General features: G+C 36.7%; 10 protein-coding genes. 2 read left to right on the top strand and 8 right to left on the bottom strand.

Annotated features, from left to right (window positions below; all coding sequences use genetic code 11):
- The first annotated feature begins 41 nt into the window (after positions 1-41).
- Together hemE and AC1RNE_RS10980 are read left to right on the top strand one after the other, a co-directional pair.
- The gene (gene hemE / locus AC1RNE_RS10985; RefSeq protein WP_492801017.1) at positions 42-1073 is read left to right on the top strand and encodes a uroporphyrinogen decarboxylase; all 1032 of its coding nucleotides are present in this window, start codon (positions 42-44) and stop codon (positions 1071-1073) included.
- A 237-nt stretch (positions 1074-1310) separates the two neighbouring features.
- Positions 1311-2732, top strand: a complete 1422-nt coding sequence (locus AC1RNE_RS10980; RefSeq protein ID WP_492801016.1) for a glycoside hydrolase family 125 protein — start codon at positions 1311-1313, stop codon at positions 2730-2732.
- 112 nt (positions 2733-2844) lie between these two features.
- Here AC1RNE_RS10980 and AC1RNE_RS10975 read toward each other — a convergent pair whose 3' ends face one another.
- The 8 genes from AC1RNE_RS10975 to AC1RNE_RS10940 form a co-directional block, all read right to left on the bottom strand.
- Positions 2845-4023, bottom strand: coding sequence for a PepSY-associated TM helix domain-containing protein (locus AC1RNE_RS10975; protein ID WP_492801015.1), 1179 nt, complete (start codon positions 4021-4023; stop codon positions 2845-2847).
- Positions 4024-4109: 86 nt separating this feature from the next.
- The gene (locus AC1RNE_RS10970) at positions 4110-5309 is read right to left on the bottom strand and encodes a DUF4374 domain-containing protein (protein ID WP_492801014.1); all 1200 of its coding nucleotides are present in this window, start codon (positions 5307-5309) and stop codon (positions 4110-4112) included.
- A gap of 62 nt (positions 5310-5371) precedes the next feature.
- Positions 5372-7744, bottom strand: coding sequence for a carboxypeptidase-like regulatory domain-containing protein (locus tag AC1RNE_RS10965; RefSeq protein ID WP_492801013.1), 2373 nt, complete (start codon positions 7742-7744; stop codon positions 5372-5374).
- A gap of 169 nt (positions 7745-7913) precedes the next feature.
- Positions 7914-9134: a DUF4374 domain-containing protein gene (locus tag AC1RNE_RS10960; protein WP_492801012.1), complete on the bottom strand. Its 1221-nt coding sequence runs from the start codon at positions 9132-9134 to the stop codon at positions 7914-7916.
- 16 nt (positions 9135-9150) lie between these two features.
- Positions 9151-9822: a hypothetical protein gene (locus tag AC1RNE_RS10955; protein ID WP_492801011.1), complete on the bottom strand. Its 672-nt coding sequence runs from the start codon at positions 9820-9822 to the stop codon at positions 9151-9153.
- An 82-nt stretch (positions 9823-9904) separates the two neighbouring features.
- A complete protein-coding gene (locus AC1RNE_RS10950) occupies positions 9905-10444 on the bottom strand; it encodes an RNA polymerase sigma-70 factor (RefSeq protein WP_492801010.1) in 540 nt (179 codons plus the stop codon).
- 477 nt (positions 10445-10921) lie between these two features.
- Positions 10922-12238: a TolC family protein gene (locus AC1RNE_RS10945; RefSeq protein WP_492801009.1), complete on the bottom strand. Its 1317-nt coding sequence runs from the start codon at positions 12236-12238 to the stop codon at positions 10922-10924.
- Positions 12239-12265: 27 nt separating this feature from the next.
- Positions 12266-15361 carry an efflux RND transporter permease subunit gene (locus tag AC1RNE_RS10940; protein ID WP_492801008.1) on the bottom strand — a complete coding sequence of 1032 codons (3096 nt, stop codon included), beginning with the start codon at positions 15359-15361 and terminating at the stop codon, positions 12266-12268.
- Positions 15362-15478: the final 117 nt, after the last annotated feature.

Below are 15478 nucleotides of genomic sequence, written 5' to 3'. Positions count from 1 at the left end.
TTATCAATACCACAAACGATTCATGCAATCGTGTAGTTTATATGGAAATTTTACAAAATGATTTATTGTTAAGAGCCGCCCGTGGCGAGCAAGTAGAACGTGTACCCGTTTGGATGATGCGTCAGGCAGGAAGAATTTTAGCTGAATATCGTGCCGTTCGTGAGAAAGCAGGAAGTTTTATACAATTGGCTACAACACCTGAATTAGCTGCTGAAGTAACCATCCAACCTGTTGATATTTTAGGCGTAGATGCAGCCATTATTTTCTCAGATATTTTGGTCATTCCCGAAGCAATGGGTTTGCCGTATATGATGGAAGAAAAAGTAGGACCCATCTTTCCAGAAGTCATTAAAACGATGGCAGATGTGGATAAGCTTCGTGTGGCTAACCCAGAGGTAGAATTGAAATATGTATTAGATGCTATCAGAATTGTAAAGAAAGAATTGAATGGTCGTGTGCCTTTAATTGGTTTTGCTGGCGCTCCTTTTACATTGCTTTGCTACATGATAGAAGGTAGAGGCTCAAAGACGTTCTCGAAGGCTAAGAAATACTTGTATTCAGAGCCCGAACTTTCGCATGCTCTTTTACAAAAAATTACGGATAGCACAATTGCTTATCTAAAAGCACAAATAGCCGCTGGAGCAAACCTTGTTCAGATTTTTGACTCTTGGGCAGGTATTCTTTCTCCAGAACAATATCGTATTTATTCATTGCCTTATATCGCTCAGATTTGTGATGCCATCAACGAAGTACCCGTGACGGTATTTGCTAAAGGTGCATTTTTTGCGCGCGAAGAAATGGGTAAATTGAATTGCGAAACCATCGGTTTAGATTGGAACATGGACATTGCCGAATCTAGAAGATTAATTGGCGATAGCAAAACCTTACAAGGAAACCTTGACCCATGTGTATTATATGGTTCATTCGCTGAAATAAAGGCACATACTCGCTCGATGATTCAACAGTTTGGCGCACAGAAATATATTGCCAATTTAGGGCATGGCGTATACCCAGATACTAACCCTGAAAAAGTAAAATGTTTTATTGATACGGTAAAGGAATATAGTTTGTAGTATTACAAATATACAATATCTCCCTAAGGCACGGCAAAGAGTCCGTGCCTTAGGTGTTTTTAACGCCCTGACTTTATACATGACATTACAAAATTACCGTTTGATAAAAAGGCTTTAATACTTATCAACTGAGTAGTATTCCACCAATATATCTTTACAAAAAAGGGTAGATAGCCTTCAAAAAATAGGGATATTTAAGCCTTATCCAATTCAATACAATTATAAAACAACAAATTAATGAACATCAACCGTAGAACATTTATTAAGGCTTCGTCTATTGCAAGTGCAGGCTTAATGGTAAACTCGCCTGTTTTTGCCAATGAATTTCCTACTGTACGAGTAGGCGTAGGGCAAAGAAAATTTAATAGTCCCCTGATTGAGTCAACCATCAAGCGTATGAAAACCAGCATCAAAGATGCGGAGGTAGCTTGGATGTTTGAAAACTGTTTTCCTAATACGTTAGATACTACGGTTAATTTCCAAATCAGGAATAATAGACCAGATACTTTTGTGATTACAGGCGATATCCATGCGATGTGGTTGCGTGATAGTACTGCACAGGTTTGGCCATACCTACCTTTAATTAAGCAAGATGATAAATTAAGAGAGCTGATTGCTGGCGTAGTAAACCGCCAAACAGAATGTATTTTGATTGACCCTTATGCTAATGCTTTTAATGATGGACCAGGAAAGTCAGAATGGCTTACTGACCATACGGATATGAAGCCTGAATTACATGAAAGAAAATGGGAATTAGATTCATTGTGCTATACCGTTCGTTTGGCTTTTCATTATTGGAAAACAGCTAATGATACGAGTATTTTTGATGAAAAATGGCTGAAAGCTACCAAGCTTATTATTGCTACTTGCAGAGAACAGCAACGTTTTCATGGAAAAGGCCCATATCATTTTGGAAGAACTACCTCATGGTCTACCGATACGGTACCGGGGAATGGATATGGTAATCCGACAAAACCAAATGGCTTAATCAATAGTATTTTCCGTCCTTCAGATGACGCTACGGTTTTCCCTTACCTAATTCCTTCCAATTTATTCGCCGTAGTTTCTTTCCGTCAGATAGCAGAAATTGCGGAGAAGGTTTATAAAGATGTTTCATTTGCCAAAGAATGTTCAACCTTTGCCAATGAAGTGGAAACAGCAGTAAAGAAACACGCAATTATTACGCATCCAGTTTATGGACAAATGTATGCTTTAGAAGTAGATGGTTATGGAAATCGTTTGTTACAAGATGATGCTAACGTACCGAACTTATTGGCATTGCCTTATTTAGGAGCCTTGAAACTATCAGACCCTATTTATCAGAATACCCGTAAATTTATCTTTAGTGATAATAACCCTTACTTCTTTAAAGGAAAAGATGCTGAGGGTATTGGTAGTCCGCATACTTTAGTGGATCAAATATGGCCAATGAGTATCATTATGCGTGCCATGACCTCCACAAATGACCAAGAGATATTAGCACAATTGCGTTTCTTGAAAAAGACTCATGCTAATACAGGATTTATGCACGAATCTTTTGATAAAGATGATGCTACTAAATTTACCCGTAAATGGTTTGCTTGGGCAAATACTTTGTTCGGTGAATTAATGTTGAAGATAGAAAGAGAAAGACCGCATTTACTAACAGTAAAGCTGTAGTACTTGATAAAATATTAGTCGCTCTTTATGACTTTTATAAAGAGCGACTAAATTTAAAAAGGAATAGAAGTAAGACAGAACTGGGAAAATGTTTATTTGTGTAATATAATGACTATACGTTCTCAGTCTCATTTTCTAATGATGTAGAAGACGTCTTCTTACTTTTTTTCGTTTTTGATTTACTAAATCTACTACGTCCCCACCACACATAAAACCCAGTTATGGGTAAGGTAGCACAAATCAAACTTGCGAGGAAGTATAATATTTTGGTAGGAATGTTACCAATAGCCCCTACATGGATGGCATAATTGGTGCGTCTAATCCAGTCGGCAACATTCAAGTCATCTATTTGTACTTGTGTAGATGGAAGCTCTTTAAGGGTATATTGGTCCAAGTTGACATATCGCCAAGAACCATTGTACATATCCACGCATAACGCAATAGCATCAGCAGGTTTTTGAGGAAAAGAAACAATAATGGCATCTTTATTATAAACACCTACACTTTCAATTCCTTTTTGAAAGGCAATATCCACATTTCGCATCGCAACGTTTGGAACAATCTTGGTTGTATCTGAAAATGAACGTGTAAATGGTGCTGGAGCACCTCCGCCTGAACTTAACCAATAAACACTTTTAGAGACCCACGAGAAGCTCATGCTTAAACCAGTAATGGTAATCAATAATGCAACGATTAGTGCGTAAAAGCCTAATACATTATGGAGGTCATAGTTAACACGTTTGAACTTGGCATTCCATTTTATTTTAAAACTTTTATCACGATTGCTTTTATTCCACTTTTTGGGCCACCATAGAATCAGACCACTAACTAGCAAAACAAAAAATATAAGCGTAGCATACCCCACAATGGTTGGACCAATGGCTACATCACCAATTTTTGCCTCAATCCACAATTCAGTATGACCTTCTAAAACAAAGTGAAAGAAATTATCATGGTCTACAATCCCTACTACTGCCGCTGTGTATGGGTTTACATATACTAAGGAGTCTGAGTTCATACTTATTTGAGCAGACCTTTCATGCCCGTAGTACCAAATCCCAGTGATTTTTTTGTCTGGAAATAAAGGTGCAACCTTACTTTCAATAGCAGAAGGAGTAAGATAGGGCGCATTTTCAGGTCTTTCAACATGAAGCCAAGGTTGAGTAAGGGACTCAAACTCTTGTTCAAAGACTAAAATACAACCCGTCAAGGCTACGATAAATACGATAATACCAGATACAAGCCCAAGCCAAAGATGCAACCATGCATTTATTTTACTTAATGTGGTCATTCAGAACAGAAATTAGTTAACCTACCTGAAATAGAAGTACTGTTTCAGGTAGGTATATATTTTAATTTGTTAGTGAGAAGTGAATATTAACGCATTTTGTCAAGACGAAGAATATAGTCATATCCGCCAATCATTTCCATACCAGTTTTTACAGTCTGACCAGCAATATCATAGATATAGATATAATCTTTGCCCGTTTCAGCATTTGTAATCATATAAACCTTGCCATCTTCTACAATGATATTCTGCATATAGGCATCATTATCGTTTGGTATTTCAGTCAGTTTTTTAGTGATTTTTCCAGTTTCAAGGTCAAATACACCAAAAGCATAAATGTGTGCTGAATTAGTAATAGCGTTGTCAATATATTTAATGATAGCCTTTGTACCACCGATATACCATAAACCTACCCCGTGATAACCTATTGTAGCGTTGTTAGCTGTATACGTATCGTCTAATACTGTAGCACCTTTTTTGATACGGAAAATAGCCGTTTTCTTAGTCGCGATACTACTCCACTCTACGTTAGTTTGGAAATAAGTATCTCCGTTTTCAGCCACAAAAGATGATGACAACCATAATTTATTAGTTCCTGGGCCAGCAGATTGAGTACTTTCTAATGTTTTTTCATATTTTAAGGTAGCATAATCAATTACACCGAAATATGTTTTTTCTTGCCAAGGTGCTGGCCTATCGGCAGTGTATCCAAATTGAACAAAAACTTTACCGTTAGTATATTCAACGTTTCCTAAGTTTAAGCTTTTGTATCCTGTAGGGATGGCGGGTGTTTCAAACACACCATTTGTCATTTTAAGCGTTTCTGTGTCTACTACTGAATAATGAAGTTTTTTGCCTTCGCCATCGGTCCCGATTAAGAAAAGTGTTTTATCGTTAATCCAAGTAAAGCCACCAACATCGCTCATGTGAGTATAAGGCACTTCCAAGATAGTATTGTATAGCTCTTTTTCATACTTGAATTTAGAGAAACGACCAGAAGTAGTATTATAGTAGTAATAATATCCTCCCTTTGTAATAATTCCATAGGCAGATTTGCCTGTAACTTCCGCTCCGTGACCAGTCAAGTTGATAGAACCTTCTGTCAATGAGTTTGTTCCCAGAATATACTGCGTAGTATTTGGCCAGCTACCAATTTGTAACCAAACGGTATATTTTTCCTGTGTTTCATCTACAGGAGTTGGTGTGTTATCATCACTACTACAAGCGTTTAGTAATGAAATTAGGGCAATTGCCACCAAAAATGAATAGAATTTGAATGTTTTAAACATGATGCTTAAATAATATAATGGATTAAATAATTACGATTTATTTGATAAAATGATGGTTGAAATTATTGTAGAAAATACCTGAGTTTTACCGAAAATGCACGACCAGGTTTCTGTAAGCGAAAATTGTCAAATGCCAGATTATTAGTGAAATTGCGGCATTCTAAAGAGAGATTGTATCGGCCATTTTTCCATGAGTTTGAGATAGACGCATTGTGGATGTACTGTTCAGGAATAGTACTTTTTCCTGCTTTGTTTCCGTAAGCTTCCCAAGTCAAATAAAACCAATGGACATATTGCGTACTTAAATTGAATTGCATACGAGATGCCTTACCGATTACATTGTTTTTACCAATGCCCAAGTCTACATTCCCAAAAAGCCAAGGTTGGTTAGGAATTTTGTTTAAATAAGTTGCTTCAATAGTAGTACCCGCTGAACCAGGTGAATACTTAGTATTATTGATAGCATTTTGGTAACTGATGTTAGCGTTGAAGTAGATTAAATCACCATAATTATATTTGATGTCTCCTTCCAAACCATTCACTTTTACATTTGAAGTATTTTCGTAACGGCTTACACTAGAATTAGATTTATAAACTACGGCATAGATAAAGTCGTTGGCATTACGATAGAACCATGATGCTTCGACAAATAACTTATGCTTATTATAACGGAAACCGTAGTAAGCTCCGATGTTTAAGTTATTGCTCGACTCTGGTTTTAGGTCTAGGTTTGCCACAACAGTATAACCATTCCCGAACATTTCGCCTACTTCTTGCAAACGATATGCTTTTTCGAAGGATGCCTTCACACCAATATCTCCTGTTATTTTATAGCGACTGGCTAATCCGTAACCTTGGTAGATCTGAGAATCGTTTACTTGTCCATACTGACCCGAAACAGAAATGTATTTAGATTGCTGAACACTTAACCCATATACTTTACCAAATAAAGTATTCGTAAGGCGTTCATTGAGTAGATTTTGCTGATAAGCTACGCCCAAAATTTGTTTGCTTAATATTCCCGGAATATCTGCATGGTCGGTAATTAACTCATCATAGGTTTCGTTTCTGAGGTGGTCATAAGTATAGTTCAGGTTGAACGAGTGTACAGAAGATAATTCATAGCCAAAATTGGTACGCACAAAAGTTCTTGGACGATTAATGTTGTTAACCGTTTTTATCGAACCGATTTCGGCTAAACTAGTTTTTACACGCGAGCCATCCCAATAATATTTATAACTTGATGTGTCAGTAACCACATAATTATCAACCGAGCGTGAAGCAAAAATATTAGCATTTAAGCCTTTCGTAAATAGGTTGTCTTTACGATAACGAAGCGACCCATTATAGGCATAACCATTTTTAGTGACAGCCCCATAAACCACATCTTGTCGCGTTCCCGTTTGTATATCTTGGTTAGTACCCGAATAAGAAAGCCCTACAAAGAAAATATCAGCCCATTTTTTATTAGCTACACCTACTTCAAGCTGTCCCATCGCTGATTGATACTTGTCGTGGAATCGTTTAAAATCTTTATTAACGTATTTGTATTGTGCTTCATCCCAAATCTCCATATCACGCATGATATAGTTGTTTTTAGAATAGTTAGCAAAGGCACTGGCTTTAAGGATAATTCCGTTTCCAAAGCGATATTGACCCGTTAGGGCTAGTCTGTGAGAATCAAAAGAACCGATACTATAGCTAGCATCTAAATAATTACTGATGTTTTGATTAGTAATGATATTAACAGCTCCACCCAAGGCATCCGACCCTAAGCTTACAGGCACAACACCTTTGTAAACCTCCATGCGTTCAGCAAGATTGACAGGAATATTATTCAGCGACATCGTACTGCCCATTAATTCCATCGGAACACCATCCAAAAAGAATTTTACAGCTTTGCCCGATAATCCATTGATTGAAAAGTTGAAATCAGAACCCATCCCACCTTCTTCACGTACTTTTATTCCTGCGGTTCTGTTTAATACTTGGTTAAGGTCGGCGGTAGTATTAGCGAATTGCTTAGTTTCAATCGCATTAACGGCAAAAGCCTGTTCTTTTACTTCCTGTGTTTTTGTTTTGCCATGAACAACCACTTCGTCCATGTTTTTAGAATCAAACTTTAGGGTAAAATTGGCCTTAACTTCCTGACCATTTTTGAGTGAGATAACTCTTGATTGTGATAAGTAACCTACAGAAGAAACTACTAAAGTATAAGAACCAGCCCTCGTGATAGATAGTTTGAAGTATCCATCGTCTTTGGTAACAGTACCAATAGTCGTACCTTTCAATACGACATTTACGCCTGCTAATTTATTGCCATCTTCGCCCTGTATCGTTCCAGAAACACTATTTCCAGTTTGTGCAAAGACAAGACTATTGATTTGTAATAAGAAAAATAAAATTGTAGTAAATAAAAACTTAGTTGAGCACATTGGTTTTAGCTGAGGAATACTGTTTAGATACATGAATAGGCAATTACTAAACTTGCCTTTTCAAATACCTAAGTAGCACAACTCTGCTACCCCCGAAGGTCAGGAGAAAGAAATTTTAAGGAAATGCTGATAATTATTGTTGAAAATTGGTTATGTATAATTCTTTATTTTAATCTTCATATAACCTTTCAATGCGGAGGATGTAATCTATAGGGCCTTCAAGCTGTAATCCTTTTTTCAAGCTACCATCTTTGGGATTATAAATCCAAATATTGTTTCCACCCGTATCAGAATTAAGAGAAATATAGACTAAACCATGCTCTACCAGAATACAACGCCTAGAAGTCCCTTTATCCAAAGGTAAATCCAACTTTTTTAGGGTTTGTTTTACAAGATCTGCTACATAAAACTCTACGTGAGGCACTTTATAATGGTCTTCAAAGCCTGTGAATAAATCTTTTCGCTCACTTCTGAGAATAGCTTTACCGTCGCCAATGTCCCACATACCATAAGCATGATTTTTAATAGAAGCCGAAATATTGAAGAAAAATGAACTGTCTAAAGATTCTTGTCCTTTACGAATTCTGTACATCGCCGTAGGCTTATTAGGATTATTGCCTAGTGCGATACCTGGACAGGCGAGAAAATAAAAATCGCCGTTTTGAGCAGTAAAGGTATTGGGCTGAGCGGTATTGATACCCCCAGGATAAGTAGAGCGAGTATCCTTTTGAGTCTTTATTAATTTGAGTGCTGGGTATGTCAAGATACTTACAAAAGCCGTATCGCTAGTTTGATAATTTTGTGGTGTCGAGATAGCATGATAAGTATAGCCTACAACCACTTTGTTGGTCAAGAAGTTAGAAAACCCTACAGAAATGGAATTGTAAATGCCAGTGGGCTTAGGAAGAGGGAAGATACCTATCTGAGCCTTCATGTCATTGACATTCACTTTGGCATATTGAAGTTTATTGAGTTTCTTATTATGAGAAATTAAAAAAAGTGAATCTGGATGAACCCAACTATAATTATCCAAATACACAAAGCCATTAAGCAAAACAGAGTCGATAGGTTGAAGACTATTATTGGTAATAACCGATTTTATTAAATACTGACTTTTTCGCCCTAACCGATAATAGAAACCATTCTTAACAATTAAATCATACCAGATTTGTTTGGGAAAAACTCGGGTACCTTCTTCTATCGGATTAATCTTGCCCGTAGAAATATCGTCAGTATGAATAATGTACTCTTTATAGTCCTTTGCCATGACATAAATGCTATATTTTTTATGTTTATCAGGGGCATCTTTTGATTCTGAACAACCCAACAAAGAAGTTAATCCTACGATAAAGGCTATGATAAAAGTAATCGGGCTTTTTTTAAAGCACATAATATAATCAAGAGTTTCAAATATTAAATTGATCCATCAATTGTCTTTTCATTACGGGAGGTAAGCCCATCAACAGTTTTTCGTCCATAATAATCACTTGACTGTTTTGGGTATTAGGGTCATCAAGAACGATATAACTTTCGCCCTTCTTGAAATTCACCTTATTACTTTGGTTCGCACTTTTAGTACAAAGTCCTTTTACGGTAATAGAGATATCTTTGTTGGGACTAATCAGCATGCTTCCGCAAAAATGAATCGAATCATTGTTTACATCAATGTTGGCGTTGCTCTCTGGTCCAAGCGAGATGGTATAATCTTTGGCAAAAATTTCTTTATTGGTAGTACCCGTAGTATTTACGGCAGTAATCAATGCCTCGTCTGCTTTTTGATAAAAAATATACAGAGAAGACGCAAGAATGGCAAATGCTAAAGTGGCTGCTATGGAAAGATATTTGGTATTCTGAAAAATAAAAAACGGATTATTTGTTGATTTTTTGGAATTTGAAGGGAGAATATCAGCAATATCCTGCCACATTTCTGTAGCTGTTTTTTCTTTATCTATGTTTTCAGGAAAGACTAAAAAATCGTCTTCGTTTTCATCGAGCAACCAATTTTCAACCAACATTATTTCTGTTGGTGTACATTGTCCGCAATGGTATTTTTCAATAAGCTCTTTACTAACCTTCATTAAACATGTTTTTTAGAACAAAAAGACTCTTTTTTGTAAAAGTAGCATATTTAAGGGTTTCCCGAAGCTGTAGGTAAGAAAATCAGAGTGAATATTCTGGTAAATTGGATTTAAGAGAGGAAATAGCTTTAGAAATGTGGTATTCTACCGCTCTTTCAGAGATAAGTAGGTCTAAGGCAATCTCTTTGTTGGATAAGCCTTGTTCACGGCTCATTTTAAAAACCCTACGACATTGATTAGGCAGGTCTTCAATCAAGGTAGATATTCTTTCTTTTAAAGAACTTAGCATCACTTCATTTTCAGTATAATTACTAGATACTGTTTGTGAAGAAGCAATTTGCTCTAAATGGTGTTCTCTGATTTTTTTATTTCTGATATGTTCAAATACTTTATACTTAGCAGATTTTACAAGGTATTTCTCAACAGACTGATTAATTTCAAGCTTATCTCTCTTTTCCCAAAGTGACTTAAAAATATCTTGTACCATTCCTTTACAAAGCTCTTCGTCTTTCAGATTAGCATAACATACCGAAAAAACTTTTTCCCAATACAAATTATAGATTTCCCGAAAGGAATCCTCGTTAATTTTAATGGAGATATTGTCCACCTGAATGTTATTCATGCTATGGGAGTTGTGGAAAGACTAATAATGCACAAATATACGTTATTATTTATAATTAGTCCAAATAAGAAAAACCTTTTTATTTTCCACCCTCTTGAAATAATATACATTTTTAGCTAAATATGTAGGAGAACTATCTTTACAAACATGGGGTTATCTCGAATTTTTTTTAAAATGAGAAAGTTTAATAAAATAGCCTCATAGAGGCGATATATTTCGCCCCGATGGGGCTTGTGGGGTTAACAGAATACTTTTTCTACCGATATCTTGTTCCTAACGGAACTATAATCCATTATCTATCATCAAAAAGCGGTCAGAAAAATAATTTTTCTGACCGCTTTTTGATGATAGAATTCGGAATGACACATATTTACAGAATAAGAATAGTCATTCAAAATATCTTATGGACAAATTTTGCTTAAAATTCGGGATGACTCATGTTTTCAAAATTGATATTTTATTATTTTCTATGAAGTATTAATTACCTAACTGACTAGCTATTTGCTTCAACGTAATTTCAGCTACTTTGGCTGTATAGCTCAAATTATTCAGACGATAGCCCGAGTTTTCAAAACTTTGCTGTGCTTGTTTTACGTCAATGATAGTAGCTTGACCTAATTGAAAACGCTGATTCATTATTTTCAATAATTTATCTGCTAACGCATAATTTTCTCGTTCGGCTTCTATCAATTGTAACGTATTGCTATATGCTTCCCAAGATTTAGCCGCCGCAGTTTCGAAATTCTGGTAAACTATTTCTTTCTGTAATCGAGCCGTTTCAGTATTGATTTTGGCTATTTGTACTTGTCGCGTATTTACACCACCTGAATAGATAGGAATACTGGCATTCACTCCTAAAAATGGACCATAGGTTTGGTTTAAAAGTGTAAAACCTGCACCACTTTGGTTACGGCCATAGTTATAGCCTGTATTCAAATTGATAGTAGGATAACGCCTAGCATTGGCTTCTCTTTCTAACAAAAGATTTATATTAATTTGTGCCTCAGCCGATAAAATACTTGGATGTTTCTTTATGTTGGCGTCTAAATTCTCCCATTGCAGGCTTCTATCCAATACAATCGTATCGGAAATAGTAATAGCAGTTCTAGGGTTTAATACTAAACTACGGAGTAAATCAGCCTTACTTTGTTCAATCACTATTTTTTGAGTTTGCAAAGCTTGCGTTTGGGCATTCAAATCTATCGTAGCTTGTAAAGATTCTGCTTCGTTTGATAATCCTACGCTTTTGCGGGCTTCAATCAGCGATAGTTTTTGTTTTGATACTTCGATAGACTGAAGTAAGGTAGTTACAAAATTTTGTTGCTGAACTACTGCAAAATACTTTAACATCACGTCAGCCACTACATTTTGTACTGTAGCATTCAATTGCTCCTGACTAAGTTTTTGTAATTCCTCTAAACGCTTTTTTGTTGCTATTACTCTTCCGCCATTATACAGCATCATCGTTGCTGTAAAACTCATATTGGTATTGTTGGAAACTACGCCCGTTCTGTTAGTACTTGTACCATTACTTAACTCTTGGTTCAGTCCAGTTATCTGTTCGTTTGTACTAAAAGCGCCCGTAACTGTAGGCAAACCACCAGCGATACCAATATAATTATTGATAGTATTGGCAGATAGCGTATTTTTAGAAACCTGAATATCTAAATTGTTTTTTAAGGCTGTTTCAACGGCTTGGTTCAATGTTATTTGCTGTTGAGCAAAACCTTCTGAAAAGCCCATCATTAGCAAACAACTTACCAACAGTATATTACTTTTAAAAATGATTCTCATGTTTTTTTGTTGATTTTCAGCTTTAGTTTAATCTGCCGCTTGTTCTTCTGCTACTAGTTTAGATTCTTCTGTTACGTAATTTTTACTAGAGATAAATGTATAAACTGCTGGAATAACGAGTAACGTAAGAATTAAAGAGAATAAAATACCCCCCACAACAACAGTACCTAATGGAATACGGCTAGTAGATGCTGCCCCTAAACTCAAAGCAATCGGCAAAGCTCCTAAAGATGTTGCTAAACTTGTCATCAAAATCGGACGCAAACGTTGGGTTGCGGCTTCAACAACAGCTTCAATTCTTGACATACCCTCGGCTCGCTTATGATTAGCAAATTCAACAATTAAAATTCCGTTTTTGGTTACTAGTCCAATCAACATAATCATACCAATCTGCGAGAAAATATTCAATGTTTGTCCAAACAACCAAAGGCTACCCAATGCACCCGCCAAAGCCAAAGGCACGGTAATCATAATAGTGAAAGGATCTTTGAAGCTTTCAAACTGAGCCGCCAATAGTAAATAAATCAATGTTAAGGCTAATCCAAAAGCAAAAGTTGTGTTAGAAGAACTTTCAGAATAATCTCTTGAAGGACCACTCAAGGCTGTTTGGAAAGATTTGTCCAATACTTTATCTGCAATAGCTTGCATCGCTTTTACACCGTCTCCAATGGTTTTTCCTTCTGCCAAAGAGGCTGACACAGTAGCCGATTTCAAACGGTTGAAGTGAAACAACGTTGAAGGATTACTACTTTCTTCCAACTTCACTACGGCACTCAAAGGAATCCTTTCACCACGCGTATTGGTCACAAAAATGTTTTCAATATCCGTAGGCTCTTTTCTGTCTTTTCTTTCCACTTGCGCAATTACTTCATACTGACGACCATTCATGGTGAAATACGCTAGCCTTCTACCACTGAATGCCCCTTGGACAGCACTTACAACATCTTGTGTCGTAAGGGCTAAGTCTTTGATTTTAATACGGTCGAAGGTCATTAAAATCTCAGGCTTGTTGAATTTCAAGTTTACGTCAACATTCTGGAAAGTTTTATCATTACGAGCTTCCTCCAAAAATTTCGGAATAGCGTCTTTAATCTTAGCAAAGTCGATATTTTGTAATACGAACTGTACAGGTAAACTTCCTCTTGAACCTAAACCCACCGAGATAGTTTGTTCTTGTACACCAAATACACGAGCATTATTAAACCTGCTCATTTTTTTGTTCAATAACTTGGTTATTTCATCTTGGCTTCTGGTTCTTTGGTCGGGGTCTACCAAACCAATACGAGCCGCAGAAGAGTTTGTACCACCGTTTCCACCAAAGCCAGGCACAGCATTAAATACAAATTCTTTTTCAGGAATAGAATCGTTCAAGAAATTGGTTACATCATCAGAAACCTTCTGAGTATATAAATAACTAGACCCTTCAGGCGTACTTACCGTAAAACGAATACTGCTTTTATCTTCCATCGGAGCAATCTCACTTTGAAGATTTTTGCTCGCTAGCCATATCAACAATCCACAGGCAACTACAATTACCCAAGCCATCCATCTGACGCTCATAAAGCCCTTTAGGATACTCTTGTAGCCATTTTCCATGCCTGTAAAGAATGGCTCAGTTTTGTCGTAAAGCCACCCGTGACCTGCTTTTTTACGTGTTAAATACACATTCAGTACAGGCGTAATCGTCAGTGAAACAAAGGCTGAAATCAATACCGCACCTGCGACCACAATACCAAATTCACGGAAGAGGCTACCTACGAATCCTTCTAAGAAAATAACAGGCAAGAACACCACCGCCAATGTTAAGGAAGTAGAAATTACGGCAAAGAAGATTTCTCTACTACCCTCCAAAGCAGCTTTACGGATAGGTAAGCCCTGTTCGAGCTTTCGGAAAATATTTTCTGTAACAACAATACCATCATCAACTACAAGCCCTGTCGCCAAAACGATACCTAACAGCGTAAGTACATTAATGGTGAAACCACAGAAATACATTACAAAGAAGGTAGCAACCAATGAAATAGGAATATCGATAAGGGGACGAATCGCAATAAGCCAATTTCGGAAGAAGAAGAAAATTACTAATACTACCAGACCAAAAGAAATAATTAAGGTTTCTTCTACCTCCTCTAATGAGCGACGAACGTTTTTAGTATTATCAATTAATAGCTTAAACTGAATGTCAGATTTATTCTCTTTCTCAATTTCCTGCAAACGTTTATTAAATTCATCCGCAATTTTGATATAATTAGCTCCAGGCTGAGGAACAACTGCTAAACCAACGGCATACACGCCATTGTATTTCCAGCTTTGTTCTAGGGTTTCTGGTCCTAATTCCACATCAGCAATATCACCTAAACGAACGATACCCGTATTGCTTTCACGGATGATTAAATCACGAAATTGTTGTTCCGATGTTAATCTACCTAAAGCACGAATCGTCATCTCTGTGTTACTACCATAAATTTTACCTGCAGGAAGTTCTACGTTTTCACGCGCTAAAGCTGTTTGGATATCTGTAAAAGATAAGCCATAACCATTCATACGGTCTGTTTTCAACCAGATACGCATGGCATAACGTTTTTGACCCAAAATGTTTACACCACTTACGTCATTAATGGTCTGGAAACGTTGTTGTAATACGTTTTCGGCATAATCACTCAGTTCTAATAAACCTTTACTTCTACTCTGGATAGCCAACAACAAAATAAAGTCACTATTAGCATCCGCTTTGGACACGACAGGAGGTGCATCAATATCTTGGGGTAAACTTCTAACAGCTTGAGCCACTTTGTCACGCACATCACTGGCGGCTGCTTCCAATGGTACATCAAGGTTAAATTCTACTGAAATAGAACTACTTCCTAAAGTACTTGATGACGTAATAGAACGAATTCCTGGAATACCATTGATTTGTTTTTCGAGAGGCTCAGTAATTTGGTTTTCAATAATATCAGGGTTGGCACCAGTGTAAGCTGTTCTTACAGTAACCATCGGTGGGTCAATAGCTGGATAATCCCTTACTGCCAAAAACGAAAATCCAACTATCCCAAAAAGGATAATCAGGATATTCAGTACTGTGGCGAGTACAGGCCTTTTAAGAGATAATTCTGAAATATTCATGAATATTGATGATTAAATTACTCCCATCTTTTGTAGAAGATGAAAAGCAATTTTATGAAATCTTTTTAATGATGGATGATGACGCCAACATCGCTGATAGCCCATTCACCTTCAAAT

The organism is Arcicella sp. GW822-FHT02H01, assembly GCF_058802005.1.
The sequence above is the reverse complement of the archived record's forward strand: the minus strand, read 5'-3'. Positions and strand labels throughout refer to the sequence as shown.

Coding starts and splice junctions, on each gene's coding strand:
- hemE (WP_492801017.1), top strand. CDS start 42: ATGGAAATTTTACAAAATGATTTATTGTTAAGAGCCGCCCGTGGCGAG.
- AC1RNE_RS10980 (WP_492801016.1), top strand. CDS start 1,311: ATGAACATCAACCGTAGAACATTTATTAAGGCTTCGTCTATTGCAAGT.
- AC1RNE_RS10975 (WP_492801015.1), bottom strand. CDS start 4,023: ATGACCACATTAAGTAAAATAAATGCATGGTTGCATCTTTGGCTTGGG.
- AC1RNE_RS10970 (WP_492801014.1), bottom strand. CDS start 5,309: ATGTTTAAAACATTCAAATTCTATTCATTTTTGGTGGCAATTGCCCTA.
- AC1RNE_RS10965 (WP_492801013.1), bottom strand. CDS start 7,744: ATGTGCTCAACTAAGTTTTTATTTACTACAATTTTATTTTTCTTATTA.
- AC1RNE_RS10960 (WP_492801012.1), bottom strand. CDS start 9,134: ATGTGCTTTAAAAAAAGCCCGATTACTTTTATCATAGCCTTTATCGTA.
- AC1RNE_RS10955 (WP_492801011.1), bottom strand. CDS start 9,822: ATGAAGGTTAGTAAAGAGCTTATTGAAAAATACCATTGCGGACAATGT.
- AC1RNE_RS10950 (WP_492801010.1), bottom strand. CDS start 10,444: ATGAATAACATTCAGGTGGACAATATCTCCATTAAAATTAACGAGGAT.
- AC1RNE_RS10945 (WP_492801009.1), bottom strand. CDS start 12,238: ATGAGAATCATTTTTAAAAGTAATATACTGTTGGTAAGTTGTTTGCTA.
- AC1RNE_RS10940 (WP_492801008.1), bottom strand. CDS start 15,361: ATGAATATTTCAGAATTATCTCTTAAAAGGCCTGTACTCGCCACAGTA.